Raw genomic sequence first — 25,605 nt, 5'->3', positions numbered from 1 at the left:
CCACCGGGCCGGGGGTACTCAAATTTTGATCACCGCATTTCGCGGCCGGCGGATTATACGGGGTATTGATCGACTTTTGTACTCCATTACCAATACTCGGTTAACTCCACTCAACTACTCTCGCTCTTCAATCCAAGCGGCCTGGATCGCCTCCAGGATCTTCTCGCCACAGCGATCAGGGTCATCATCAAACCCCGGTAACGCCATTACCCAGTTACGCAGATCGACGAAGTTAACGGTAAGTGGGTCCACCTCTTCGTGAGTGTCGCAAAGTTCAATGGCGATATCGTGAATGTCAGTCCACTTCATTATTTGGCTCCCCCAATACCCGCACCGATCAGTGCTTTTCCGAAACCTGGTTTATTGTGTACTTGGGAATCTCGACTACCAGGTCTTCATCCTCAACGATGGCCTGACAGGAGAGACGAGATTCGGGCTCCAGCCCCCAGGCCTTGTCCAGCAGATCCTCTTCCAGCTCATCAGGCTCCTCAAGGGAATAAAAACCCTCGCGTACGATGACATGACAGGTGGTACAGGCACAGGCCTTCTCACAGGCATGCTCAATTTCAATATCGTTGGCCAGCGCTGCATCTATTACGCTGACACCACTCTCCGCTTCCACGACCTTACCCTCAGGGCAAATTTCGGCATGGGGTAAAAATACAATCTTCGGCATGGGTACTGACTCTCTATGGTCTCAATCCGACGGGGCTGTGCCCCAGCCGCTTATTTATCGAATTCATCCAGGCTGTGGCCCTGCATCGCTCGCTTAATCGACGCATCCATTCGCCGGGCAGCGAAGGGTTCCGACAGCTTATTCAGAGCTTCCATACGACGACGAATCTCTTCTGCATCGCCACCGTTATGGGCCAGACGCAACGCCTCCATAGCAAGTTCCAGCTCGTTTAATTCATTTTCCTGCAGCAACTGAGCACCATTTTCACGCAGTGCAACTAGCAGGCTTTCCAAGGTACGCTCTGCCTCTACCTGTGCCTCACGCAGGGCGCGCAGGGCAATATCTTCTGCAGCATGGGTATAGGAATCCTGCAACATACGGGCGATATCCTTGTCCTCAAGCCCGTAAGAAGGCTTGACTGTGATATCTGCACTGACACCACTGCTCTTCTCCACGGCACTAACTGACAGCAAGCCATCCGCATCCACCTGGTAAGTCACACGGATATGAGCCGCACCTGCCACCATCGGCGGGATACCGCGCAGCTCAAAGCGCGCAAGTGAGCGGCAATCGCTCACCAGCTCCCGCTCTCCCTGCACTACATGGATAGCCATCGCTGTCTGACCATCCTTAAAAGTGGTGAACTCTTGAGCCTTAGACACCGGAATCGTCGTATTGCGCGCGATCAATTTTTCAGTGAGGCCACCCATGGTCTCGATTCCAAGCGATAGGGGAATCACATCCAGCAATAACAGCTCATCATCAGATTTGTTGCCCACAAGCATATCCGCCTGCAAGGCCGCACCAATAGCAACAACCTGGTCCGGGTCTATTTCTGCATGAGGCGCTCGGCCGAAATAATTCTCGACCCGCTCACGCACCCGCAGGGTACGGGTAGAGCCACCTACAAGCACTACCTCCTGCACCTCCTCAACGTCGATGGCAGCATCGCGTAGAGCGCGCTTGCAAGCGCGTAAGGTTTTATCAATCAAGGGATCCAGCAGTGAGGCCATAGTTGCCCGGTCGAATACACCCTGCCAATCTCCCTGGCTCACCTCCGCCTGTTCGGCATTGGCCAAGGCTTCTTTCGCCGCACAGGCACTATCGAGGAGCTGGCGCTGGGTAGCGGCATCCAGGTCCGTACCCAGACCTGCCTGTTCGGCTATCCAGGCAGCGATGGTACGATCAAAGTCATCACCACCGAGTGCGGTATCACCCCCAGTCGACATCACTTCGAAAACACCACGGGACAGGCGTAAAATGGAAATATCGAAGGTACCACCACCGAGGTCATAGACTGCTATAACCCCTTCCTCGCCCCTGTCCAGGCCGTATGCCACAGCCGCCGCCGTAGGTTCATTGAGTAGACGCAATACTTTCAAACCTGCCAGCTTGGCCGCATCTTTGGTGGCCTGACGCTGGGCATCATCAAAGTATGCCGGCACGGTAATCACCGCACCATCCAGCTCACCGCCATCCTTGCCGCATAGAGCCTCGCGGCCGCGCTGAGCCAACTTTTTTAGAATCTCCGCAGATACCTGTACCGGGTTTACCGGGCCGGCAGCAGTTTCGATGGAAGGCATACCCCCATCGCTGTCAGCGAAGTGGTAAGGCAACTGCTCACCAAGACTTTTGACATCTGCCACCCCACGCCCCATCAAGCGCTTGATGGAGATCATGGTGTTGTATGGGTCCTGCGCGGCCCGTGCTCGGGCCTTGGCACCCACGGTGATAGTCTCGCTGCCGTAGTGTACCGCCGAGGGCAGTATCACTCTGCCCTGCTCGTCGGCGATGGCCTCTGCTGAACCACTACGCACAGTCGCCACCAGCGAGTTGGTGGTCCCCAGATCAATCCCCACAGCGTACTTGCGCTGGTGAGGATCGGGGCTCTGTCCCGGTTCGGAAATTTGCAGTAATGCCATTGCTAATCTCTTCTATCGTCAGGGTGGCGTTGCCACGGCACAATCAGTGCCATATCCCAAGTTATTATCAATTGTCGCTCAGTAATCACCGAACAGATCGGCTTCCAGTTCTTCAATCTGCGACTGCAGCTTCACCAGGAACTGTTGTTTGCGCAGGGAGCCCTCGGCCTCAACCAACTTGCCAGCATCAAAAACCTCAGCAAATTGCTTTTGCTCATTGTGGAATAGGCCTTGCACTTCAACGGCAAGCTCTTCAAGGGCGGAGGCTGGATCGGGTTGCTCCCGTACCTCTTCGAGGCGTTCACGCAGCAACATCTGCTGCATCAGGAATTCCGTATCGGCGGTAGTCTGCTCCGGCGGTACTTCCACGCCGGCCAACTTAAGTAGATATGCGGCGCGCTGCACCGGGTCGCGCAGAACGGTGTGGGCTTCATTAATCTGTGCCGCCATCTGGATAGCCAGCAGCTGCTCACGCTCAGATTTGGAAGCGTATTTATCCGGGTGGAATTCCCTCTGCAATTCCCGATAGCGCGCTGCCAGGGCGTTGCGATCGAGTTCAAAGGTGGGCTCAAGCCCGAATATTTCGAAATGGGTCAGGTTGGTTGCCATCTCAGTTCACCTACCGGCACTGGGCCTTAAAAACTGGGCGGCGGCGCCCCCGCCCGGCAGTCGCTACCGGACCAATAAAAAGGCCGGCATGCACAGTGCACCCGGCCTCGCTGCGGCGAGTTCCGATTAAACGTGGAAACTTTCTCCGCAGCCACACTCATTTTTCACGTTAGGGTTGGAGAAGGTAAAGCCTTCGTTTAGCCCCTCTTTGACAAAGTCCAGTTGGGTTCCATCGAGGTAAACCAAACTTTTGGGGTCGACGATCAGCTTTACATCGTCCTGCTCGAACACCACATCTTCGGCTTCTGTCGAGTCGACAAATTCCAGTACATAGGCCAAGCCTGAGCACCCGGCGGTCTTAACTCCTACCCGGATACCGATACCTGTGCCGCGCTTGGCCAGCTGACTCTTGATGTGAGCCTTGGCGGCCTCGGTCATGGTAATAGCCAAAACAATACCTTCACTGCTGTAGGGCACATAGCCCAGTAGAATTAACCTGCGGCGGACTCTTTTGCTTCACCAGCATTGGCAGATTCACCGCGCTTTTCACGAATATCGCGCACCGCAGCCTTGATCGCATCTTCCGCCAGTACCGAGCAGTGAATTTTTACCGGGGGCAAGGCCAACTCTTCAGCGATAGCGGTATTCTTGATCTGCTCTGCCTCATCAATGGTCTTCCCTTTTACCCACTCGGTGAGCAGGGAGCTGGAGGCAATAGCAGAACCACAGCCATAGGTCTTGAACTTGGCGTCTTCAATGACCCCTTCTTCACTTACCTGGATTTGCAGGCGCATCACATCACCGCAGGCAGGTGCCCCAACCATTCCAGTTCCGACGTTGTCCGCCTTGTCATCCATTCGCCCGACATTGCGGGGATGTTCATAATGGTCAATTACTTTATCGCTATAGGCCATGACTGTTCTCCTAACTCTTGCGCGCGCTTAGTGAGCGGCCCATTCAATCTTGTTCAGGTCTACGCCGTCTTTGTACATATCCCAAAGAGGCGACAGTTCGCGCAGCTTCTCAACCGCTTTGCGCACTTCGGTAGCAGCAGTATCTACATCCTGCTCGCTGGTAAAGCGGCCGAAGCTGAAACGCAGTGAGCTGTGTGCCAGTTCATCGTTCACACCCAGGGCACGCAGCACATAGCTCGGTTCAAGGCTGGCGGATGTACAGGCTGAGCCGGAAGAGATCGCCAGGTTGCGCAGGGACATAATCAGGCTCTCGCCCTCTACAAACGCAAAGCTGACATTCAGGTTGCCGGGCACACGTTGTTCCGCAGATCCGTTGATATGAACCTCTTCCATATCCTTGATTTGATTCCAGAAGCGATTGCGCAGGGCCAGCAGTCGCTCTCCTTCTTGCGCCATTTCCTCTTTGGCAATGCGGAAAGCTTCACCCATACCCACAATCTGGTGAGTGGGCAGGGTGCCGGAACGCATACCGCGCTCGTGCCCACCACCATGAATTTGTGCTTCCAGGCGCACCCGTGGCTTGCGGCGAACATACAGGGCGCCGACCCCTTTGGGGCCGTAAATCTTATGGGCGGAGAAGGACATCAAATCGACCTTCATTTCCTGCAGGTCAATCGGCAACTTGCCGGCACTCTGCGCCGCATCCACATGGAAAATTACTTTGCGTGCACGGCACAGTTCGCCAATCGCGGCAACATCGTTGATTACACCAATCTCGTTATTGACGTGCATTAAGCTCACCAAAATGGTGTCCTCACGCAGTGCTTCCTCCACCTGCTCGGGATAAACGATGCCATCCTCACGCGGGTTCAGATAGGTGACCTCAAAGCCCTCACGCTCTAGCTGGCGGCAGGTATCCAGCACCGCCTTGTGCTCGATCTTTGAGGTGATGATGTGCTTTCCACGGCCCTGATAGAAATGGGCCGCACCCTTGATAGCCAGGTTGTCGGACTCGGTGGCACCGCTTGTCCAGACAATTTCACGCGGATCCGCATTAATCAGCTCCGCCACTTGTCGACGGGCATTTTCCACTGCCTCTTCCGCTTTCCAGCCGAACAGGTGGGAACGGGAGGCCGGGTTTCCGAAATTGCCTTCCATCGTCAGCTGTTCCGCCATTTTTGCGGCGACGCGCGGGTCCACCGGACAGGTAGCTGAATAATCCAGATAGATGGGAAGCTTCATAGTCATACCGTTTCCGCTCAATAAATCTCTAATACCCCGTCCCGGCCCCAACCGGGCCGGCACTTATAGTCCGCCAAGTACGGCGATGCGCTCTTCCGGTGTCTCACGCATATCCTGTCGACGCGCTACTTCCTGCACCTCCGCACGAGCCACAAGGTTGGCCAGGCTGATACCACTCAGAAAACCGTGAATCTGGTCGCTTAAATCAGACCAGAGATAGTGTGTCAGGCACTGTTCGCCATTGGCGCAATCGGCATTGCCACCGCAACTGGTGGCATCCACAGATTCATTTACCGCATCGATAATCTGTGCCACATAAATTTCTTCGCCGTCACGGGCCAGGCGATAGCCGCCACCGGGACCACGTACACTGGAAACCAAACCAGATTGGCGCAGGCGGGAAAACAACTGTTCCAGATAAGACAGGGAAATACCCTGGCGCTTGGAAATATCCGCTAGGCTGATCGGCCCACGCTCTGCGTGTAACGCCAGATCCAGCATGGCGGTGACCGCATAGCGGCCTTTAGTAGTCAAACGCATATCAGCTCCAAACTGATGTACAGCCTTTTCCGATCGGGGCGCGAGTATGGAATAACCCAGCACTACAGTCAAGTATATAACCCCCCGCCCAACTCGGGTATTTACCTAGTCGGGGCGTCCCTTACCTCCTGTGCGGTGGATGTAATTCTGGATAGAGGTCAGCATGCCGCGGAGGATACCCAGTTCCATATCATCAGGGCGCACTCGACTAAATAGTCGACGCAAGCGGGTCATAGTCTGACGGGGATTGTCAGGGTCGATAAAGCCCAGCTCGCCGAGGGACTCCTGCAGGTGATCAAAATACAGTTCCATATCGCTGGCCTTGGCTGGGGGGCGATCCCAGTCGGCATAGTTCAGCGGCTCCCCCTTTTCGGCCTCCAAGGCGGCCATACGCACTTCGTAAGCCAGTACCTGCACAGCGGTTGCCAGGTTCAGGGAACTGTATTCCGGGTTTGCCGGGATATGTACATGGAAGTTACAGGCCTGAAGCTCTTCATTGGTAAGCCCACGGTCTTCGCGCCCAAAGACCAGCGCCACCGGGTGGTTTGGCGCCTCCGCGACCGCTCGCTCACCACATTGGCGCGGGGTCAGCAGTGGCCAGGGTATACGGCGCTCTCGGGCACTGGTTGCCACCACCAGACCACAATCCGCTACCGCTTCCTCCAGGGTATCTACAACCACAGCGCTATCCAGCAACTCCGCCGCCCCCGCCGCGCGCCAAATTGCGTTGGCCGCCGGGAATTCACGCGGAGCCACCAGGTAAAGTTGGCTCAAGCCCATATTCTTTAACGCGCGCGCCGCACCTCCGATATTACCGGGGTGGGCACTGTTAACCAAAACCACGCGCACATTGTCGAGCGCATTGAGCGGAGTCGTATCTAAAGGGGACTTGGCCATACTGAAGTAATAAATCGGTGTCATGGGGGCGCGCGAGTGTAGCAAAAATGGATGGGAATCCCTACAATCGCGTCCGCTGCGGTCAACTCGCAGTCTGCTTTTTAACCCCTTCAACCACTTAGTGCGGAATAGTTATGGAACCCATGCTAAATATTGCCCTGCGCGCGGCGCGCAAGGCCGGAGAACTGATCGAACGGGCCTGGGAGCGCGGCGACCTGATGAAATTCGAGGAGAAAGCGCGCAACGATTTCGTCACTGAAGTGGACAAAGCCAGCGAGCAGGAGATCATCTATCACCTTCGCAAGGCTTATCCCAAACACAGCATTCGCGCTGAAGAAAGCGGCTTGCTGGAGGGTGCGGAACCCGATTACGAATGGATTATCGATCCTCTCGACGGCACCACTAACTTTATCCATGGCGTACCCCAGTTTGCGATTTCCATCGCCTGCCGCTATCGCGGTCGCATTGAACATGCCGTGGTGCTGGATCCGATTAAACGAGAGGAATTCACCGCAAGTCGTGGTCGCGGTGCTGCTCTGAACGGACGCCGCATCAGGGTATCCCCGCGCCAGGGCATGCGCGGAGCGCTGATCGGTACTGGCCTGCCCTTTAATGGCCCGGCCCTGGAAAACATCGACCCCTACCTATCCGCCCTGAAAGAAATCGCCGGGCAGACCGCTGGTATCCGCCGCCCAGGCGCCGCAGCCCTGGACCTGGCCTATGTTGCAGCTGGTCGCTTTGACGGTTTCTGGGAAATGTACTTGAACACCTGGGATATCGCCGCGGGCTCCCTGCTAGTAAAAGAGGCAGGCGGCCTGATCAGCGACTTCCGCGGTGGGGAAGACTACCTGGATTCCGGCAATCTGGTGTGCGCCACCCCCAAAGTATTCAAGCCCCTGATACAAATCGTGGGCAAGCACCTCGGTGATATCCGCTAACCCCGCGATGTAAATTACCCGGCTAATGGTCGGGTAATTTACAACTTTTCCTCAGTACAACCTGAGTGCATTTCAGGTAGATCGGCCTGCACCCACAAGGCTCTCCGCCAGCACTTTCGAAAGCTGCACAAAATCGAATTGATCCGGCAACATTGGGTGACTCTCCCCTGTAGGATTTTCACCAATCAAAACAAAACGCGTCGACCGAGTGGAAATATCCTCCTCAAGGATACGCACCAGGTCCGCCGCAGACATACCCGGCAGTTCACTGTGAAACAGCAACACTTCGGGATGCATAGTTCGCGCAATAAAAATCGCCTCCACAACATCAGTGGCTACCAGGCACTGGATCTGCGGGGTATCTTTCAACATTTCTTTCAACCTGCTCGCAGCTGTAGGGCGGTTATCCACAAGCAATAGGCGCCCCTCAGGCAAATGTGATGGCACCTCCGGCTGGGCAGAAAAAGACATCAGCGCGTCAGGAGCATCAATCATGGGAAACTCGATCCAAAAAATCGATCCCTGCCCCTCCTGGCTATCAAAATCAATGCGCCCACCCATGGCCTCGGTCAAGCGCTTGGCAATCGCAAGCCCCACACCCGTGCCCTCAATATGACCTTTTTCCTCGCCCAGCCTATTAAATGGCTCGAACACTTCGGTACGCCGCTCCGGTGGGATACCTTTACCCGTATCGAGGATACTCAAGCGTAACCAGCCTTCAGCCTCTGGGGCAAAGTTGATAATGACGCGACCATTTTCCCGGTTGTACTTCACCGCATTGCCGGCGAGATTGAGAACCACCTGTTTATAGCGCACCGGATCCGCGCAAATATATGCGGACTCCCAACCCAGAGGCTCAAAAACAAGGCTCACCCGGCGAGTTTCAGCCAGGGGCTCAAGGAGACGCTTGCACTCGGCTACAAGCTCCGCAGGGCGAATGGATTCCATTGACGGACCGAGGCGCCGGCTATCAATACGAGCCAGTTCGAGCACATCCCCAACCAAGTGCAACAAATGCTGGCCGGCGCGACGAATCTCTCCCAGCCTCTGCCGCTGGTCCGAATTGAGGGTCTGGTCCAGTTCCACCATCTGGCTATAGCCCAGTATCGCATTCAGTGGGGTACGCAGTTCGTGACTCAGACTAAAAAGCAGATCTGCACGATGCGCATTCTCTTCGCGCTGCTGCTGTAGCTCCCGCTCCACTCGCGATAAAGTCTCGCGGCTACCACTGATATCCTGCAGGGTACCTAATACCCGTACCGGCTGGCCGCGACTGTTGAGCTGGGCCTTACCCCGGCAGCGCACCCAGACAATACTTCCATCAGAACGCCACAGGCGAAATTCAACATCAAGGGGAAGGCGCTCACGCACGTGGTCCTGCATGGCCTGCTCGACCCGGGAAGCATCTTCAGACAACACCCTGGCCTTCCACTGTGCCGCAGCCGAACGCCCGATACTGCGAATGGGGCTCACCTCATAACCGAGTATGCTCCAGCAGGCATCGTCTAACACCATCTCATCTGCACGCAGATCCCATTCCCACAAGCCATCGCCAACACCAGAGAGAGCCTGTAAGGGACGCTCAGCCGGTAGGTTTGAAAGATAGCTCTGTGATAGGGCTTCACTGTAATCGGCACAGCTGCCGATAGCGATTGTTCCATTGGAATCACTGCTGTGAATCGTCCTGCCCCATACCCTCAGCCAACGCAACTGGCCTGAGACATCATAAGCGCGGAAACAAGTATCAAAGTAGCCACCAACACCGTTAATTTGCTCACGCAAAGCAAAAATACGATCGCGCTCGTCTATATGGACCTGGCGCAGCTCACTGCCAGTCCAAAGGGATTCCAATGCACCGCGGGCGCTGTCTGCAAACAGGAGCCAAATATCTCCCTGGGCTCTCTGGGCACCGGTTTTCAAATGCCACTCCCACAGCCCGCAATCTACATCCTGCAATAATCCCTGCAGGTTCGCAGCTTGTCGGGTAAGCCGAGCAGCATCCAAAGTGTGCAGCTCATCGGAGGTAGCCAGCTGGAATAGGAGGGGAGGTTGGCCTGAAACTTGTGACTCGGACACACTGCGCTCAATTTGTTGGTATTCGCTTGCGGTAGAAATGGGTCATTTATACCGAGTAGTAAAAAGGGCGTCTATTCACCCGGCAATAACATCTGCGGGAATTCTACAAGAGGTCACAAACTTAAAGAATTGTTTCAAACGGAAATGCTGTGACAGATAAAAAAGGCCCCGCAAAGCGGGGCCGTAATCAGCGATGATGAGAGAAAACGGGAAGTTACTCAGAGGAGACGGTTTGCCATAACCTCGTGCATTCTTCCCGAAGTGCGGGTCATGCTTCCCGCACAATTAGTCAAAGCAATTGCCATGCCAACTATTGAAACTCCAATATCTCGGGGGCCGATAGTCCAGCACCTTAATTAATATCCTGACAATCGTGAACCAATAAGTGACTTCAGCTTCTTCTTTTGCGCCAGAATAGTGCACCAGATCCTACCGAATAACACTTACTGAAGTGAGATACCAACCTCTAGGCATCTCTCGCCACTGGGAATCATAACTCAGCCTATCAACCAGCAGATTGGGAATTAACCGCCAACCTCCGACTCGCTCAACGACTATCTTTGAATCAATGTGACTAACAAGGTGGCGATAAAGCGGGGTTCCAAGGCAGATTTTTCCATGGAACTGAGCGTCAATTTCACCATTTCTACCTGGAGCAGTTTGAACCGGAACAAAACATGCGCACAGCCTCTACCGTTAACTCAGATAAACGCAAATGCTTTTGGATTCCCACAATACTTTTTTCCAGTACCGGCTTTTTAGCGCTGACTGCGGTGCCTATCTATGGTGTGATCCATGGCTACCATTGGTATCAGTGGCTTGTTTTTGCCGTGTACGGCGCCCTATGCAGTTTTTCGGTTGCTGCAGGCAACCATCGTATGTGGTCGCATCGGAGTTATGAGGCACACTGGTCATTACGCCTTTTATTTGCCTTATTTACTGCCGCTGCACTGCAAAACACCACGCTAAACTGGTGTGCCGCCCACCGTCATCACCATCGCCACATTGACGATAATGATCGAGACCCCTATTCAGCCAAACGCGGCTTCTGGTTCTCCCATATCGATTGGATGATGCACGACTACCCGAGTGGTCGCCTGGATTACAAAAATGTGAATGACCTGAAACGCGATAAGATCGTTATGTGGCAGTTCAACCACTACGTACCCATTACCCTGGCAATGAATATCGGCCTACCTATCGCACTGGGAGCTTTGACCGGCGATATTATTGGTATGTTTTTGCTTGCCGGGGTATTGCGTGTAGTCGTTAATCATCACACCACATTTATGATTAATTCCCTCGGACACATGTGGGGAAAGCGCCCATTTCGCACAGACATCACTGCACGGGACAACCCCTTCCTCAACCTGTTTACTTTTGGTGAGGGTTATCACAACTACCATCACACATTCCAGATTGACTATCGAAGTGGTATTCGCTGGTACCAGTACGACCCAACCAAGTGGATGGTCAAGGTGCTGAGCTGGGTCGGTATTACCCGAAATCTGAAAAAAACAGCGACGATTCAGGCCTATAAGGCACACCTCACAACTTTGTTTGAAGAAGCCAGACAGAGACTGGCTGACTCCCGATACAGAGAGTTTTGGCAAAAATGGCTAGCGAAGGAGGAACAGCATCTTGCCGACGTAAACAGCAAGTGGAGCAACTTACAAATCCGTCGAAATAATAAAGCGCGGCAAGAGCCCCCACCCCGGTGGGAACTGAAAGAAATCCAGACAAAAATCCGGGAATTAGAATATTCCCTAAAAATGCAGAGTAAACGCTTAAAGATGGTGATGAATCAATTTCACTTATGCCCTCTCACAGCGACCTAGAGGGCAGCCTGCTTCATTTACAAATCCCGGCAAGCATTAGCATTGCCGGGATCAAAATTTTCAAGTGGCAAGACTCCCCCTAAAACCCTTTGTCAGCCGCAAATTCGCGCATAGAAAAAGCCACCCGCTCATCCACATTTTTATTGAGCATATCCTCATCCAGCTCCTCAATAAACTTAAGGCGCCGTCGCAGACCGACGCCATTGGCTACCTGAATGGCGAGGCCGGGACGAGCATTAGCTTCCAAGAGAAGCGGGCCCCGCGCACGGTCCAGGACAATATCGCAACCCAGGTAACCTAGATCAGTCATTTCATAGCAACTTGCCGCCAAACGCACCAGATCATACCAACCCGGTACTTTTAACTGATCGAAATGCACCTCGGTATCCGGGTGACGATTAATCCGTAGACCCCGCTGCACAGCGTGACAGCTATTTCCGGTAGCCAGGTCGATGCCAACTCCAACAGCCCCCTGGTGCAAATTGGCCTTACCATCGGAGTCGTGAGTGGAGCAACGCAGCATCGCCATCACCGGAAACCCACGGAATACAATCACACGGATATCCGGCACGCCTTCAAAGGAGTAGCTTTGGAAGACCGGATCGAAATCCACCAGAGACTCCACCATTACCCGGTCGGGCTTGCCGCCGAGACTGTATAGGCCGCTGTGGATATTATTAACGTGGCGCAAAATATCCAATGCTTCGATTTCCGAGCCGGAAATTTTCTTGTATTTGTCACCATTGCGCCCCGCAATCACCAGGATGCCTTTGCCCCCGGATCCACGTGCCGGCTTAATCACAAACTGCCAAAGGGGGTCAATCACTTCCATAACCCGCTTGCGACTGGCAGGAGTCTCAAAGGCCTCAATCAGTTCAGGCACAGGGATTCCCGCCTTTTTTGCGGCGTGCTTGGTATTCAGTTTGTCATCAACGATGGGATATTTTTTACGGTCGTTGTAACGCGCGATGTAATTAATATTACGCGCATTCATACCGAGCACACCGATATCGTTCAAGGTCAGCGGTGAAACTACACCACCGCGTACCTTATTGATCATATGCTTGAACGAAAAGTGAAGCATAACAACCTCCTACCTGACCAGAGGCCGAAAGCGCATCAGTTCGCTGAGGCGATAACCGGTGTAATTACCTATCACCAGAATAAAGCCCAACAGCACCAATAACAGTTCAGGGAAGTTGAATGTCCAGTGCTCAACATATCGATTGGTCATCACCCACCAGGCCAGCACTGCCACCAGCAGGCTACCACCGGCCTGGACAATCACCTCATAGGGGCCGTCTTCCTCCCACACGATTGACATACGCTCGATGGTCCAGGCCAGAATAATCATTGGGAAGAAAGTGACTGTCAGCGCCTGCTCGATACCGAGCTTGAAACTAACCACACTGATCATTCCCATTATGAGCACCACCGTTACCACTACGGCGGCGATCCTCGACACCAATAACAAGTTGAGCCGGCTTAAATAGAAACGCACCCATAATCCCAGCACCAGGATAAGCACAAAGATGGAGAGTCCGGTAATCAGCTGGGTCTCGATAAAGGCAATCGCCAGCAGCACCGGCATAAAGGTACCGGAGGTGCGCAACCCTACAAATACTCGCAGTAGCACCACTACCAAGGCCCCTACGGGTACCAGCAGAATCAGTTTAAAAATACTCTGTTGTTCAATGGGCAGGCTGTAGATAGAGAAATCAACCAGGGCCTCTTTATCCTGGCTGGTACTGCGCATGGAAACATCTCGTGCGGGTACATCATTGGCAATCACCGAAAAAGTCACTTGAGAGTTACGCCCACCCTCCAGGTCCAGCAGGCTCTTGCCGCCACGCTGCCAAATAAAAAAGTTTTCCGGCACACCGGGCATGCCACTGTTGGGCTCAAACACGATCCAACGCCTGCTATCGTAGACTTCTAGAAGGTCCTCGGGTGTCAGCCGGCGCCGGTCATCTTCAAGATAGAGACCGCGAATTCGATGCGCGGGAATATCAGCAGTAGCCAGCATCAATAGAGCTACATCTACCAGGGAGCTATCAGCATAATGACGAAAGACCAGGTTGCGATCCTGGTTGCCGTCATCATTCAGCTCAAACAGCAGCTGGGTGGTAAAAGATTCCACATCGGAGGAGCGCTCACGGGCCTGCTGTACCAAAGAATTGATAGCCAGGCGCACGGCCTCTTGCTCTCGCGCACCGAGGAAGGGTTTCTGCACTTCGGTACTGAGATTCAGGGGCTGTTCAAGGGCAGCACCGGGAGTCTGATAAACATCCAACTGGTAAAATAGGGACTGGGGCCCTTCTGCCGAGCGGCGTGTCCAGATTGCCCGGTACTCATCGTTTTCACGGGCAATGTAAAAGCCAAAACCTGAAGAGCTGAATGTCTCCCCAAGAATTTCCATATTGCGCTGCTCACGGGGCAGTGTAAGGGCTGCCTTGACAGGCCCACCCTCCGCATCAAAGCCCACTTTGGCCTCAATGGTCCAAACGGTGCGGTATTCGCCCGGCAGTAGTGGAAAACCTAATTCGAAGTGTTTGTATGCGGTAAGACCCGCTCCGATCAATGCGAGCAATGCCGCAATGACATAAACTTGGACACGCGGCGACATTCGCCCTTCCCCGTAAATCTACGGTTCCAATCGGAACCTAACTTTCAACTCGGCCTATTTGCCCCCGGATATTTGGGGTGGGCCCTGAACATTGCGACGGCTCACATCGACAACTGCGGCGTCTTTGAGGAAATTGCGTCCCAGCAGCATCAAAACATCAGTGCCGCCCTCGTCTGTCAGGCTGACCTCAACCATATGGGTGATACTCCCCACGGTGAGGTTCATTTCCACCACCGGACGCCGCTGGCTGGGAAAACCGAGCCGTGTAGCGCGGATATGCCGCTTGACCGGCAACTCCACAGACACGGGCCTGGCCTTGCCATCACCATCGGCCCTGGTCAGCTGGATTCTGATCCAGTCTTCGCCGTCTCGCTCGAAGCGGGTCAGCGCCTGGGCGCGCAAAGTGGAGGTCGGTGAACCTGTATCGACAATGGATTCTATTACCAGGCCAGAGGGCTCAACGGAGACTTGTTCCACTGCTCCGAGCACCAATTTGTCCTTGGCAACGGGCACTTCGACTACTTTTTCAACGCTTCGTTCGATAACCTTCTCAACAACCCTGACTTCCGGTTCGGCACAAATCACTTCCACGGGCTCAGGGCACTGTACCAATTCACCCTGCGGCTCTGTCTGCTGTGTTCCCACTGACGCCGGTTGAGTGCGCTCCTTACCGGGATACAATACAGATTGGCAGCCCGCCAAAAGCTGGACCGCCACCAATAACCACAGAAGGGAAAATTTCTGCATCCTAACGATTACCTCTAGCCCCATTAGCATTTCAATCCGACCATACCGTCTCAGCAGCGTTCACGGTAAAACGTGGGGAAATTCCTCCCCACGCCAAGCAAAAAGTCGATATTAGCCTATGACAGAGCCTAGTGAACAGGGATCTCCATCCAGCCGGGCTATGCAAGCGCCACAATGTGACATGCGCCAGATCTTTGCAATCCAAATAGGGACAACAGACAGTCAGCATCAGAAAGACATGGAGGAATGGAAGTGGCGACACCCGGCAGGCAGAGATGGGTATCGCTCCTACTTGTATCAGCCAAGCCGTAAGCGCTGGTCTATCTGCTCAAGGATTACTATCAGCTCTTCGGCACCACCGCGGGTCTTGAAAAACTCCTCCGCAATGGGGGCAATACTGCACTCCCGGGGAAGCGGCATTTCCTGCTCAATCATCACCCGCATGCGCGGTAAGAAGATAAATTGCAACCACTGGGGCAGAGTCAGGGTATCAACACAAAATGGCTCCGAACTGGCCAGTGCCTCCGCCGGCGGCGGCTCACTTTGCCACAACTCCATGCGGCGCAGCTCCGCCTCAAGAATCAATAATTGATCGGCAACTTCAGAATAAATAGCTTGCATATCATCCAATACCAGAGCTGCTCAATTTGCGCAGCAATAAGATTCACGCACCCCGCACACACTGACAGAGAAAGTCGGAGTACTTATAAGAGATTACTCGATTCGGCGACTGAAGGGCGGTAGTGAGTTAAGTATTGCCTGACCGTAGCGCCGGGTAACTACTCTCCGATCCAGCAGAGTGACAGTACCGCTATCCCCCTCAGCCCGCAGTAGGCGACCACAGGCCTGAACCAGCTTCAAGGCCGCATCGGGCACAGTAATCTGCATAAAGGGGTTACCACCCTTGGCCTCAATCCATTCTGCCAGTGCAGCCTCAATTGGGTCATCCGGCACGGCAAAAGGCAACTTGGCAATCACTACATGGCGACAGTAGTCACCGGGAAGGTCAACCCCCTCGGCAAAACTGGCGAGCCCGAACAGAACGCTGTTACCTCCTCCATCGATTATTTCTCGGTGGCTATCCAGCAACTGTTGGCGGGACTTCTGCCCCTGCATCAGTATGCGATTGCGCCAGGTGCCTGGCAGCGACTCGTAAACAGTTTCCATCTGCCTGCGAGAGGAAAACAGCACCAGAGAACCACCACTGCCATTGAGTAGTTCCGGCAAGGCATCAATCACCGCATCTGTATGGCGGTCTGCATTGCCTGCATCCACTGCGCTGGCAGGAACCTGCAAAGTGGCCCGAGAGAAATCAAAGGGACTAGGTACCACTTGGTAACTGGCATTGTCCGGGGTACCTGCTCGCATGCGCAAACGGTCAAACTTACCCAATGCGGTCAGCGTGGCTGAGGTAAGCACCGCACCGTAACAACGTCGCCACAGGCTGTACTCCAGAGCTTTACCCGCGAGTATCGGTGAGCTGCACACCTCAAAATCAGTAGAGCCACCCCAGTCCACCAGGGTTACCCACCGCGCCTGCGGCAAGGCACCGCCAGTATCGGGGCGGGCATAATTGGCCCAGAGCTGCAGGTTGGCTTCGGCACGGCCATACCAGCTGCCCAATTGTGGATACCAGCGCTCCAAGTCCACAATCGGCACAGGTGAATGTGCATCTTCCAGCATTCTCTGGGCTGTTTGCAGCATTTTATTGAACAAGCTCTCCAGCTCGTCGAAATCCTCGCGCAATTTTTCTGCAAGCTGTGCCATGGTCTCCGGCACCACACCGCCCTCAAAACGGTGGCGGGTGGTGTTACCGCGTTCATCCTCAAATTCGCACAACTCCTCAATCAAGGGCCACATCTGCTCAAGGCCCTGTTTGGCCGAGGTCAGTACCGCTGGCAGCTGTTCACCGCAGCGATCCAATTCCGCACCATCACCAATTTCCCCCAGCATTTGCCCCAGTACTTTATTGACCTGGTCCAGCCAACCAGTGGAGGCACCAACCCGGCTGTGGTGGGAAAAATGATTTAGTGCTTTATCTGGTAAGTGGTGGGCCTCATCGAGTACATAAATTGTCTCTTCCGGCGGCGGCAATATAGCGCCCCCCCCCAGAGCCAGGTCTGCCAACAACAAGTCATGATTGGCCACGATTACCTGGGTCTTGCCCAAATTCTCTCGAGCGCGAAAGAAGCTGCAGTTAGTTACATGAGGGCATCGACGGCCACTGCACTGACGGTGGTCTGTAGTCACCCGGCTCCAGTCATCGGCTTCAATCGCATCTGCCCAGTTATCACGATCACCATCCCAGCTGCCGGCTGCCAGGCTGTCGGTCATCTTCTGGTAGAGGGCAATGCTCTCCGCTTCCACTTGGGGTAACTCGTCTTCATAGAGGCCGAGGGAAATACCGGTGCCACTTGCGGAGAAACTGGAAAGTAGTTGGTCCAGCTTAGACAGGCATAGGTAACGACCTCGCCCCTTTGCCAGACTGTATTCAAACTTCAGACCACTATGGCGAGCAACTTCAGGCAGATCCTTGTAGATAATCTGCTCTTGCAGAGCCACAGTGGCAGTAGAAATCACCAGGGTCTTTTCCTGGGCCTGAGCCAGAGGGATAGCTGAGAGGAGATAGGACACTGTCTTGCCCGTACCTGTACCAGCCTCAACCACACAAATATGCTCACCATCGCTCTTTTCCACATCGCGTTCGCCGCTGGCATTCTGGCTTATAGCCCCAAGCGTACGGGCGATGGCCGCCACCATTAGCTTCTGCCCGTAACGGGCCTTAAGCCCACGGCTGGACAGGAATTGGCTATAGGCGGCCTGGATGGCGGTTTTGTGTTTGTCGTTGAGCACAGGAAGTGGAATCTATTCGCTAGTGAGTGGCGCAAGGGGCGCTATTATCCACTAAGCACACTCTCGCCACCACTCCACCCAACCAGTGATCATTCAAATGCCAGACGGGATACCACCGGATTGGCATAGGCCTGGATAGCTTTGTCGCGCCAGCGCTCATCAACTTTGGCCATACGCGTCTTGAACTTCTCTCGGGTTTCCTCGTAATCCCTGGGATCCCATGGCTTTGATGGGTAACCCACCGGCAAGCCACATACATCACCATAAAGCATCTCATAGGCGATTAAATTGGTGGGGTGCAGGACATAGTTGCCCACAATCTGGCGGTCAATCTCTTCAGCCAGGCTGTTTACATCGTCGAAGTCTCCTTCGATCGGGGTGCCAAAAGCGGTATGAACGCGCCCCTTCTGGCCAATAACCCCCTTACCGATGGAGGCAAGGTCTTCATTCTTGGCCTTTTTATACTCTTCCTTGTGCTCAGTGACGTAAAGTTCTTTGGCCTTCTGGCCATCACAGGGATCCCATTCGTAAGAGATGGACAACGGCACAATGTGCAGCTTCTTCCAGAACTCGGCAAAAGGCGTATCCCGATCCTTGGTCATTGCAAACATGGCTGCGAGGGCCGGATTGGTGCGATCCAACCCATCCTTGGCACGGCCCGAGCGCTGTGCAATCCACACATGCTCGTTTTCGTTGACGATAGAGTAATAAATGTAATTGGATAGCTGGCTCGCCGCTGCCAGCTTCTCGCGACGGCTGCCGGAACTGCGCTTGACCGTAAAGCACTTATTGAGCTTCATAATGTCACTGGCAAACTGCTTGCTGAGCAGGTTATCGCCAATAGCGATTCGAGAGGTCTCATGCCCTTCCTTATACATGGACACAATCGCAAAGGCAGGGTCCATGGCAATATCCCGGTGATTGCTCACAAATAGGCAGGCGCGATCCCTGGGCAGAGTATCCAACCCAGAGATAGTCAAGCCAGAGGTGGTACGGCTCACCACCTTGTCAATGTATTTATCCACAATCGCTTGCACGCCGCGCACATCGTGTACATTGCGGAATTCAAAGCGTAGAAATTGACGTACCAACCAAGCCAGCGGACCTTCAAGGCGCGCCAACTTAGGAATCAGGAAATGCGCTACGGCATGGGACATTTCTGGATCGGCAATCAACCGGTCCAGTACAGTGCGCACCTCATCATCGCGATAGGGGCGCATATCCTCGAATTGAGCGGGGTCTAACTCACTTGCTCTCATGAAATCACTACCTGCCGGACCTGCTAACTTCAAGTGGCCCTGGCTCATTTTATTGTGCGGCTAAGGCTAGCCGGGATAAGAAATCGGCGCAGAACATACCGGAAGCCTCGCCGAACTGCTAGCACCTCTCCCAACCAGATACCTGATGAGAGTGATGAAAGCATGCTTAGACGGGTCAGTCAGTGAAAAGGTCCTCCTGTTCAGTTCTCTATTCAAAGTAGACTTCACCGCCCCAAGCCGAGAGAATAGGAGGATCAACCGTCGCCGACGGCAAAAACAACGATAACGAAAACGGCACTAGCCACGCAGTCAAGCAGGAGTTCACCTTGTCTCAAGCCAGCCCCAATAATGAACCGCGCAAGCCCAGCCTGCTGGATGCGCTGATCCCACTAGGGATCCTGATCGCCCTGTTATCCCTGTCTGTTTATTTCTACGGTGCCGATTCCTCCTACGGCCCGAACCAGATTGCGTTGCTGTTATGCGCCTGTGTGGTCGCCCTGATGGGTATGAAGAATGGTCACAGCTGGAACGATATGGAAGGCGGCATGCTGCACGGCATCGGCCTGGTCTTTGGCGCTATTCTAATTCTACTGGCAGTGGGCGCCCTGATCGGCAGCTGGATACTGGCCGGCACTGTACCCTCTATGATCTTTTACGGCGTACAGATTCTCTCCCCCCAATGGTTCTATGCCGCCAGTTGTATTATCTGTGCCGTCGTAGGCCTCAGTATTGGCTCCAGCTGGACTACCGCCGGCACCCTGGGCGTAGCTCTGATGGGGATCGCTGGCGCCCTCGGCCTGTCCCTGGAAGTTACCGCTGGCGCAGTGATTTCAGGCGCCTATTTTGGCGACAAGATGTCCCCCCTCTCCGACACCACCAATGTGGCCGCAGCGGTAACGTCAAATGACCTGTTTCAGCATATCCGCCACATGATGTCCACCGCTATCCCGGCTTTCGCAATCGCCCTGATCGCTTTTGCTTTCCTCGGCTTCACCTCTGAAGCCAGCAGTGCCTCCGCCAGTGATATCGAATCGTTGTTAGCCGCACTAAAAAGCGAATTTAAGATCTCGCTTATCAGCTTATTACCCCTCGTATTGCTGTTGGCCATGGCCTGGCGCAAAGTCCCAGCCTTCCCTACCCTGATCATCGGCTCCCTGGTTGGCTGTGCGATTGCCCTGATTTTTGAACCTGAAGCCGCACGCCGCCTGGGCGGTGGAGAGGGTGCCCTGGCAGCCCTTAAAGGCGCCTGGTACAGCTTGTTCGACGGCTACAAGTCCACTTCCAGTAATGAAAACGTGGCCGCACTGCTATCGAAGGGCGGTATGAGTAGCATGCTTAATACCGTGTGGTTGATCACCTCCGCCATGGCTTTCGGTGGAGCCATGGAGCGCGCAGGCTTCCTGCAAGTGATTGTCACTGGCGTCTTATCACTCGTTAAAACTGTCGGCGGCCTAGTGACCTCCACCGTACTCACCTGTTTTGGCATGAACTTAGCTGCTGGCGATCAATATATGGCGATTATTATTCCTGGCCGTATGTTCCGCGAAGCTTTCAAGGAAAAGGGGTTACACGGGCTAAACCTGTCACGCACCTTAGAGGATTCAGGCACCATCACTTCCGTATTGATTCCGTGGAATACCTGTGGCGCTTTTATGGCCGCAACTCTCGGTATTGGAACCTGGAATTATTTGCCCTACGCCCTGTTCAATATCATCTGCCCGCTGCTGGCAATTGCATACGGCTGGTTGCACTTTAAGCAAAAACCCATCTCTATTGCAGCCACTGCGTCCTAAAGAAGTAGATAAGTCACCCATGAGTGAAAGCGGTACCCTGAGCAGCCTTATCGAAGAGGCTAACTTTAAATTGCGCTGGTTCGACCTGGGCCGGCGCCTGCAGTCTATATCCAAATCCACAGCCGAAGCCTTTGAAGCGGGTCAAAAGCCCTGGCCTTCCCCCTACTTGCGCCAGGCTTGGACCGGGCTTTTACTGCAACCCGCCGAAGGCGGCGAGCCAGCGGTATGGTTCCTGCGTTTTCCTCTCGATGAACAGGGTAAATTACGGTTACAGGCTCGCGATGGTCTACTGCGTGCGCTGGCACAGGAATTAAGGGGGCCTGCCGCTGAATCCGCAGCGCAGCTGGATCAATTGCTACAACAGAGCGGCCTTCTCTATACCCCTTCTACCGAGCGACAGGCTGCATTTCATGCCCATACCGGGTTGCTGTTGAAACACAAGCCCAGCGCTCATTATGAAACGGTACTCAGTTACTTCCGCAACCCGCAGGAGTCCCGCTGGGACAACCTGGCACTGCAGGGCATTGCTGACCTTGCCGCTCACTGGGAAAGTGAAAAGGCGCTCCTTATGTGCCAAATTTCAAAGATAGCTGCGCCAGTATTTGTCAGCTTGTGCCACTGCCTGGAAAACGAAACTATCGACCATCAACTGGCAGAAGCCATCATCACTCGAGCCAATACATTACTCGCCGATAGTACGCCTGACTTTAATGTGGTTTGCGCCGCCGCACGCGGTATCTCAAACTCGCCAGCTAAAGGGCTGCGCCAGTCGTTCCTACAAAAACTGCTGCAATCCTCTAACGCGGCTAGGAACAAAGAAGTACTCGCAGCAATTGGCAGTCGCTGCGCACTTGATCTGGAGAACCCAGAACTGGCCAAGCTCTGGCTCACCAACTTGGCGCACACTGGAGATCAAAGCACATTTAACCTGTTACTATCGGACTTAATGTTCATTCCCCAGATACGAAACTCCCTGCTAATCGCATTACGTGACCCTGCACGTGAAGAAACCCTTGCTCAGACCTTTGGTAATTTTCTTCATGGGCCCAAACCCACTCATTGATTCAAATACGGCGGTTTTATAATTTTAAAGCTGCCATATCTCAACCAATTCACTAAATGAACCAATAAAAAGCTCTTCCCAACCTCTAACAGAGTGACTCACTCTGAAGACTTGTTGTAAATTTCCAGCAATTCCCACTGCTTCATCCTCCTTTAACAACCACCCTTTCATCATTTATTTCCCGCCACTTTTCCCCAAACCCTCAAAATAAAATTAAAAAACCATCTAAAATTAATCTCTCTTTTGAGCAAGTTTTCCAACTTGGAAGAAGCAAAAAAAATAAATACACCCCGTTAATTTAAACACGCCCTAAACTGGCAAAAAACTCGCTTTTTAAAGCACAAAACACAATAAATTGGCACGACTTTTTTCCAGACTTTAATCTTGGCAGCTATTTAATCCCTGCGCCTATTACACTCAACTAGGCGGTATCTTTGTAGAGAGCATTTTACAAAGCTGACCAACAGGTGACGTTTTATTGGCTATGCTAATGTCTACATCAACGGAAAGGAGTTAGGGGATGAATTTCACTCCAGCCAAGTACTTAATCGGAATTATCAGTGCACTGGTTCTAGCAGGTTGCTGTAGCCCTCCGGCACCTCCAGCTTACTGCCCTCCTGGCGCTGAACAAATTCCTCTTTCAATGGCCTGCCCCGCAGATGCTGACTGCTGGATGGCTTCGGATAGAGTACGCTGCATGAAAGTGGTGAAGTAAAATCACTTTCAAGCAGAACCAGCGTGGTGATTCATACTAAATGAGGTTTTGACCAAATCGGAGCTGACAGACACCTACTCTGAAAAGCTTTATTTAGTATGAATCACCACCAAATGCCGCTTTTACGAGCGGCATTTGTCTTTTGAGCAGTTCATTCTTACCGGAAACTATCCACTGTAATACACTGTAACGCTTCGGGCGCCAGCCAACAGACTGGAATGCGTTAGCATTACCCGCTTTTTTCAATCATGCACCATAAGCTTGTGTGATATTCGCAATAAGAAACCGCTCACAAGAGAGTTAATCAGCAATCACCATGACAAGTGAAACTTTGGCATTCAGCCGAGCCGCAGCAATTCAACAATTGCAGTCTCATTTTAAACAACATAAATGGTCCCTGCGTGAGCTGTTCGCTACCGATACGCAACGTACAAAAAACTTTAGCTGTGAAGCCGCAGGTATTTACCTGGATTTTAGTAAGAATCACCTACGCAAGGATACCTTCCAGTTACTACTCGATTACGCCGAAGAGCAGAATCTAGGCAATCAGATCTCAGCACTCCTTAGCGGCGCCAATGTCAATAATACTGAACACCGCCCGGCCCTACATACTGCCCTGCGCTTCCAGGGTGAACCACAAAATGATCACGAACGCGCAGTGGCTGACTGCCGCACACAGATGAGGCAATTTGCCAAAAATATCCACAACCAAAGTTGGCGAGGATTCAGCGGAAAGCCAATTCGCCATATTGTTAATATCGGTATTGGTGGGTCTGACCTTGGTCCACGCATGGTAGTGGAGGCACTTAGCCCATGGTACAAGGAAGATTTCCAGATTCACTTTGTAGCGAATGTGGATGGTGCTGATCTCAGTGATACCCTTCGGGGTCTTAACCCTGAGGAAACCCTGTTTATCGTCGCCTCCAAATCTTTTTCCACCTTGGAAACCCGCGAGAACGCTCTCTCTGCGCGCCGCTGGATAGTAGCTGCTGGCTGTGATGAAGAGAAACTTGCTCAACATTTCGTTGCCGTAAGCAGCAATATTGTTGCGGCACAGGACTTCGGCATCGCCCCTGAGAATATATTCCCAATGTGGAACTGGGTGGGTGGCCGCTATTCCCTGTGGTCCGCCATTGGCCTGCCGATCGTTCTAGCCTGCGGTTATGAAGTTTACGAGCAGCTGCTGCAAGGCGCTCACTCTATGGACCAGCATTTCGCCAATACCTCTCTGCAGGATAACCTGCCAGTGATAATGGCCCTTATTCAATTCTGGTATCGGCAGTGCTGGAATACCAGCAGCCAGGTTGTTCTGCCCTACGCTCAACGTTTGGCAAAATTCCCAGCCTGGTTGCAGCAGTTAGACATGGAAAGCCTGGGTAAAAGCGTAAATAAAAATGGTCAAGCGCTGGACTATCCGAGCGGCAGTGTAATCTGGGGTACCGAAGGCACTAATGGCCAACACTCTTTTCACCAGCTGCTACATCAAGGTACCGACCTGATCCCCGCGGATTTTATTGCGGTGAAAGAGCCAACTTCTAAATTACATGAACAGCACCGTTGGCTACTGGCATGTTGCATCAGCCAGAGCCAGGCTTTGTTGCGTGGTAAATCCCTGCATGAAGCGCGCCAGGAACTTGAAGAGGCCGGCTATACCCATCGCGAAGCCCATGCACTGGCCCCACATAAAGTAATCCCAGGTAACCGCCCAAGTAATACCTTGATCCTTGATAGGCTGGACCCTCATCACTTAGGGGCTCTGCTGGCGCTGTACGAACATAAAGTTTATGTGGGCGGCTGCTTGCTCAGTATCAATCCGTTCGATCAATGGGGTGTGGAACTTGGCAAACAGCTGAGTTCAAAAATTCATAAGGCGGCCGATAGCGAAGTACCGGAAGATTGGGATAGTTCCACCCGTATTCTGATGGAAAAACTACTGTAGAAAATCCTAGGGCAGAAAGGTATTACTCAACAAAAAAGGCCGCGGTTATAATGCGGCCTTTTTAATTTATCTTAGATTTTACACAGTTAATTTCCTTATTCCTCTCACACCTGTTCTTATAAAAATAATAACACACCTAAAAGCAAGCGGCCCCAGATTTAGGAACCACCAGCCTGTGAACCTCGCTTAAGAAGCGGCTCAATCAAATCAAGCGGCAGCGGAAATACCAATGTTGAGCTGTTATTGGCTCCGGCAATATCAATCATAGTTTGCATATAACGCAAGGTAATTGCATTTGCATTTTTGGAAAGTTGATCAGCCGCCTCAGTGAGCTTCAAAGCCGCCTGGGCTTCACCCTCTGCGTGAATAACTTTGGCGCGCCGCGCCCGCTCAGCTTCGGCCTGCTGAGCTATAGCTCGAACCATACTCTCATCGAGATCGATATGCTTAATTTCAACATTGGTTACCTTTACCCCCCAGGCATCCGTTTGCTCATCCAAAATATTTTGTATATCCACATTAAGCTTATCGCGTTCAGAAAGCATCTCATCCAATTCGTGTTTACCTAGCACAGAGCGAAGAGTAGTCTGGGATAACTGGCTTACTGCCTCGTGGTAAAATTCTACATTGATAATTGCAGACTGTGGGTTGATTACGCGGTAATAAACCACTGCATTAACTTTCACTGAGACATTATCGCGGCTGATAACATCCTGCGTGGGTACATCCATTACCACGGTGCGTAAATCCACACGCTCCATAGTCTGGATGATGGGGATAATAATGATCAGGCCTGGGCCTTTAACTGTTTGGAAACGCCCGAGAAAAAATACCACCGCGCGCTCATATTCTCGCAGGATGCGGATGGCATACATCAGCAGCAGCACTACCGCGAGCACTAGTAGACCAATAAAATAACTGACCATTTTCCTCTCTCCCTGTTCTCACCACCTGAAAT

At 53.0% G+C, this 25,605-nt stretch carries 24 protein-coding genes; 6 read left to right on the top strand and 18 right to left on the bottom strand.

Features of this window, described 5'->3' with window-relative positions; translation table 11 throughout:
- Positions 1 to 114: 114 nt before the first annotated feature.
- The 9 genes from iscX to trmJ form a co-directional block, all read right to left on the bottom strand.
- Positions 115 to 309 carry a Fe-S cluster assembly protein IscX gene (gene iscX / locus ACJJJB_RS02200; RefSeq protein WP_020412167.1) on the bottom strand — a complete coding sequence of 65 codons (195 nt, stop codon included), beginning with the start codon at positions 307 to 309 and terminating at the stop codon, positions 115 to 117.
- 28 nt (positions 310 to 337) lie between these two features.
- Complete coding sequence (gene fdx, locus ACJJJB_RS02195) at positions 338 to 676, bottom strand: ISC system 2Fe-2S type ferredoxin (RefSeq protein WP_020412166.1); 339 nt, start codon at positions 674 to 676, stop codon at positions 338 to 340.
- 50 nt (positions 677 to 726) lie between these two features.
- Complete coding sequence (gene hscA, locus ACJJJB_RS02190; protein WP_020412165.1) at positions 727 to 2,598, bottom strand: Fe-S protein assembly chaperone HscA; 1,872 nt, start codon at positions 2,596 to 2,598, stop codon at positions 727 to 729.
- A gap of 78 nt (positions 2,599 to 2,676) precedes the next feature.
- Entirely contained in the window at positions 2,677 to 3,207 is a 531-nt protein-coding gene (gene hscB, locus ACJJJB_RS02185; RefSeq protein ID WP_445365644.1) for a Fe-S protein assembly co-chaperone HscB, read from the bottom strand.
- A 126-nt stretch (positions 3,208 to 3,333) separates the two neighbouring features.
- Complete coding sequence (iscA, locus tag ACJJJB_RS02180) at positions 3,334 to 3,684, bottom strand: iron-sulfur cluster assembly protein IscA (RefSeq protein WP_445365643.1); 351 nt, start codon at positions 3,682 to 3,684, stop codon at positions 3,334 to 3,336.
- Between the two features lie 14 nt (positions 3,685 to 3,698).
- A complete protein-coding gene (iscU, locus tag ACJJJB_RS02175; protein WP_020412162.1) occupies positions 3,699 to 4,121 on the bottom strand; it encodes a Fe-S cluster assembly scaffold IscU in 423 nt (140 codons plus the stop codon).
- 27 nt (positions 4,122 to 4,148) lie between these two features.
- Positions 4,149 to 5,363 (bottom strand): IscS subfamily cysteine desulfurase, encoded by a 1,215-nt coding sequence (locus ACJJJB_RS02170; protein WP_445366259.1) that lies wholly within the window; start codon positions 5,361 to 5,363, stop codon positions 4,149 to 4,151.
- A gap of 63 nt (positions 5,364 to 5,426) precedes the next feature.
- Positions 5,427 to 5,903 (bottom strand): Fe-S cluster assembly transcriptional regulator IscR, encoded by a 477-nt coding sequence (iscR, locus tag ACJJJB_RS02165; RefSeq protein WP_026304944.1) that lies wholly within the window; start codon positions 5,901 to 5,903, stop codon positions 5,427 to 5,429.
- Between the two features lie 105 nt (positions 5,904 to 6,008).
- Positions 6,009 to 6,800, bottom strand: coding sequence for a tRNA (cytosine(32)/uridine(32)-2'-O)-methyltransferase TrmJ (gene trmJ / locus ACJJJB_RS02160; protein WP_445366258.1), 792 nt, complete (start codon positions 6,798 to 6,800; stop codon positions 6,009 to 6,011).
- A gap of 134 nt (positions 6,801 to 6,934) precedes the next feature.
- Between trmJ and ACJJJB_RS02155 the strand changes: the two genes are divergently transcribed.
- Positions 6,935 to 7,738: an inositol monophosphatase family protein gene (locus ACJJJB_RS02155; protein WP_445365642.1), complete on the top strand. Its 804-nt coding sequence runs from the start codon at positions 6,935 to 6,937 to the stop codon at positions 7,736 to 7,738.
- Between the two features lie 72 nt (positions 7,739 to 7,810).
- On the opposite strand, the gene ACJJJB_RS02150 is transcribed toward ACJJJB_RS02155, so the two are convergent.
- Positions 7,811 to 9,814, bottom strand: coding sequence for a hybrid sensor histidine kinase/response regulator (locus tag ACJJJB_RS02150; protein ID WP_445365641.1), 2,004 nt, complete (start codon positions 9,812 to 9,814; stop codon positions 7,811 to 7,813).
- A 677-nt stretch (positions 9,815 to 10,491) separates the two neighbouring features.
- Here ACJJJB_RS02150 and ACJJJB_RS02145 point away from each other — a divergent pair.
- Entirely contained in the window at positions 10,492 to 11,652 is a 1,161-nt protein-coding gene (locus ACJJJB_RS02145; RefSeq protein ID WP_445365640.1) for an acyl-CoA desaturase, read from the top strand.
- Between the two features lie 79 nt (positions 11,653 to 11,731).
- On the opposite strand, the gene ACJJJB_RS02140 is transcribed toward ACJJJB_RS02145, so the two are convergent.
- The 6 genes from ACJJJB_RS02140 to ACJJJB_RS02115 all read right to left on the bottom strand — a co-directional run bounded on the left by ACJJJB_RS02140 (position 11,732) and on the right by ACJJJB_RS02115 (position 19,137).
- Positions 11,732 to 12,736: an alpha-L-glutamate ligase-like protein gene (locus ACJJJB_RS02140; RefSeq protein WP_020412155.1), complete on the bottom strand. Its 1,005-nt coding sequence runs from the start codon at positions 12,734 to 12,736 to the stop codon at positions 11,732 to 11,734.
- Between the two features lie 9 nt (positions 12,737 to 12,745).
- Positions 12,746 to 14,278: an inactive transglutaminase family protein gene (locus ACJJJB_RS02135; RefSeq protein ID WP_445365639.1), complete on the bottom strand. Its 1,533-nt coding sequence runs from the start codon at positions 14,276 to 14,278 to the stop codon at positions 12,746 to 12,748.
- 54 nt (positions 14,279 to 14,332) lie between these two features.
- Complete coding sequence (locus ACJJJB_RS02130) at positions 14,333 to 15,025, bottom strand: ATP-dependent zinc protease family protein (RefSeq protein WP_020412153.1); 693 nt, start codon at positions 15,023 to 15,025, stop codon at positions 14,333 to 14,335.
- Positions 15,026 to 15,322: 297 nt separating this feature from the next.
- On the bottom strand, positions 15,323 to 15,646 hold the full coding sequence (locus ACJJJB_RS02125; protein ID WP_282951472.1) for a YqcC family protein: 324 nt from the start codon (positions 15,644 to 15,646) through the stop codon (positions 15,323 to 15,325).
- A 93-nt stretch (positions 15,647 to 15,739) separates the two neighbouring features.
- Entirely contained in the window at positions 15,740 to 17,878 is a 2,139-nt protein-coding gene (dinG, locus tag ACJJJB_RS02120) for an ATP-dependent DNA helicase DinG (RefSeq protein WP_020412151.1), read from the bottom strand.
- Between the two features lie 89 nt (positions 17,879 to 17,967).
- Positions 17,968 to 19,137, bottom strand: a complete 1,170-nt coding sequence (locus ACJJJB_RS02115; RefSeq protein WP_282951473.1) for a 1-acyl-sn-glycerol-3-phosphate acyltransferase — start codon at positions 19,135 to 19,137, stop codon at positions 17,968 to 17,970.
- Positions 19,138 to 19,463: 326 nt separating this feature from the next.
- On the opposite strand from ACJJJB_RS02115, the gene nhaC reads away from it, so the two are divergent.
- Both nhaC and ACJJJB_RS02105 read left to right on the top strand, forming a co-directional pair.
- Positions 19,464 to 20,930: a Na+/H+ antiporter NhaC gene (nhaC, locus tag ACJJJB_RS02110; RefSeq protein ID WP_445365638.1), complete on the top strand. Its 1,467-nt coding sequence runs from the start codon at positions 19,464 to 19,466 to the stop codon at positions 20,928 to 20,930.
- 19 nt (positions 20,931 to 20,949) lie between these two features.
- Positions 20,950 to 21,993 carry a DUF3549 family protein gene (locus tag ACJJJB_RS02105; RefSeq protein WP_445365637.1) on the top strand — a complete coding sequence of 348 codons (1,044 nt, stop codon included), beginning with the start codon at positions 20,950 to 20,952 and terminating at the stop codon, positions 21,991 to 21,993.
- 24 nt (positions 21,994 to 22,017) lie between these two features.
- Here ACJJJB_RS02105 and ACJJJB_RS02100 read toward each other — a convergent pair whose 3' ends face one another.
- Entirely contained in the window at positions 22,018 to 22,167 is a 150-nt protein-coding gene (locus ACJJJB_RS02100; protein WP_020412147.1) for a hypothetical protein, read from the bottom strand.
- Positions 22,168 to 22,513: 346 nt separating this feature from the next.
- Between ACJJJB_RS02100 and ACJJJB_RS02095 the strand changes: the two genes are divergently transcribed.
- On the top strand, positions 22,514 to 22,708 hold the full coding sequence (locus tag ACJJJB_RS02095) for a hypothetical protein (RefSeq protein WP_157533369.1): 195 nt from the start codon (positions 22,514 to 22,516) through the stop codon (positions 22,706 to 22,708).
- A 316-nt stretch (positions 22,709 to 23,024) separates the two neighbouring features.
- Positions 23,025 to 24,647, top strand: coding sequence for a glucose-6-phosphate isomerase (pgi, locus tag ACJJJB_RS02090; protein WP_020412146.1), 1,623 nt, complete (start codon positions 23,025 to 23,027; stop codon positions 24,645 to 24,647).
- A 158-nt stretch (positions 24,648 to 24,805) separates the two neighbouring features.
- Here the strand turns inward: pgi and ACJJJB_RS02085 are convergent, their stop codons facing one another.
- Positions 24,806 to 25,573, bottom strand: coding sequence for a slipin family protein (locus ACJJJB_RS02085; RefSeq protein ID WP_020412145.1), 768 nt, complete (start codon positions 25,571 to 25,573; stop codon positions 24,806 to 24,808).
- Positions 25,574 to 25,605: the final 32 nt, after the last annotated feature.

It is taken from the genome of Microbulbifer variabilis, from assembly GCF_052468405.1.
This window is presented reverse-complemented; position numbering and strand designations above follow the sequence as displayed.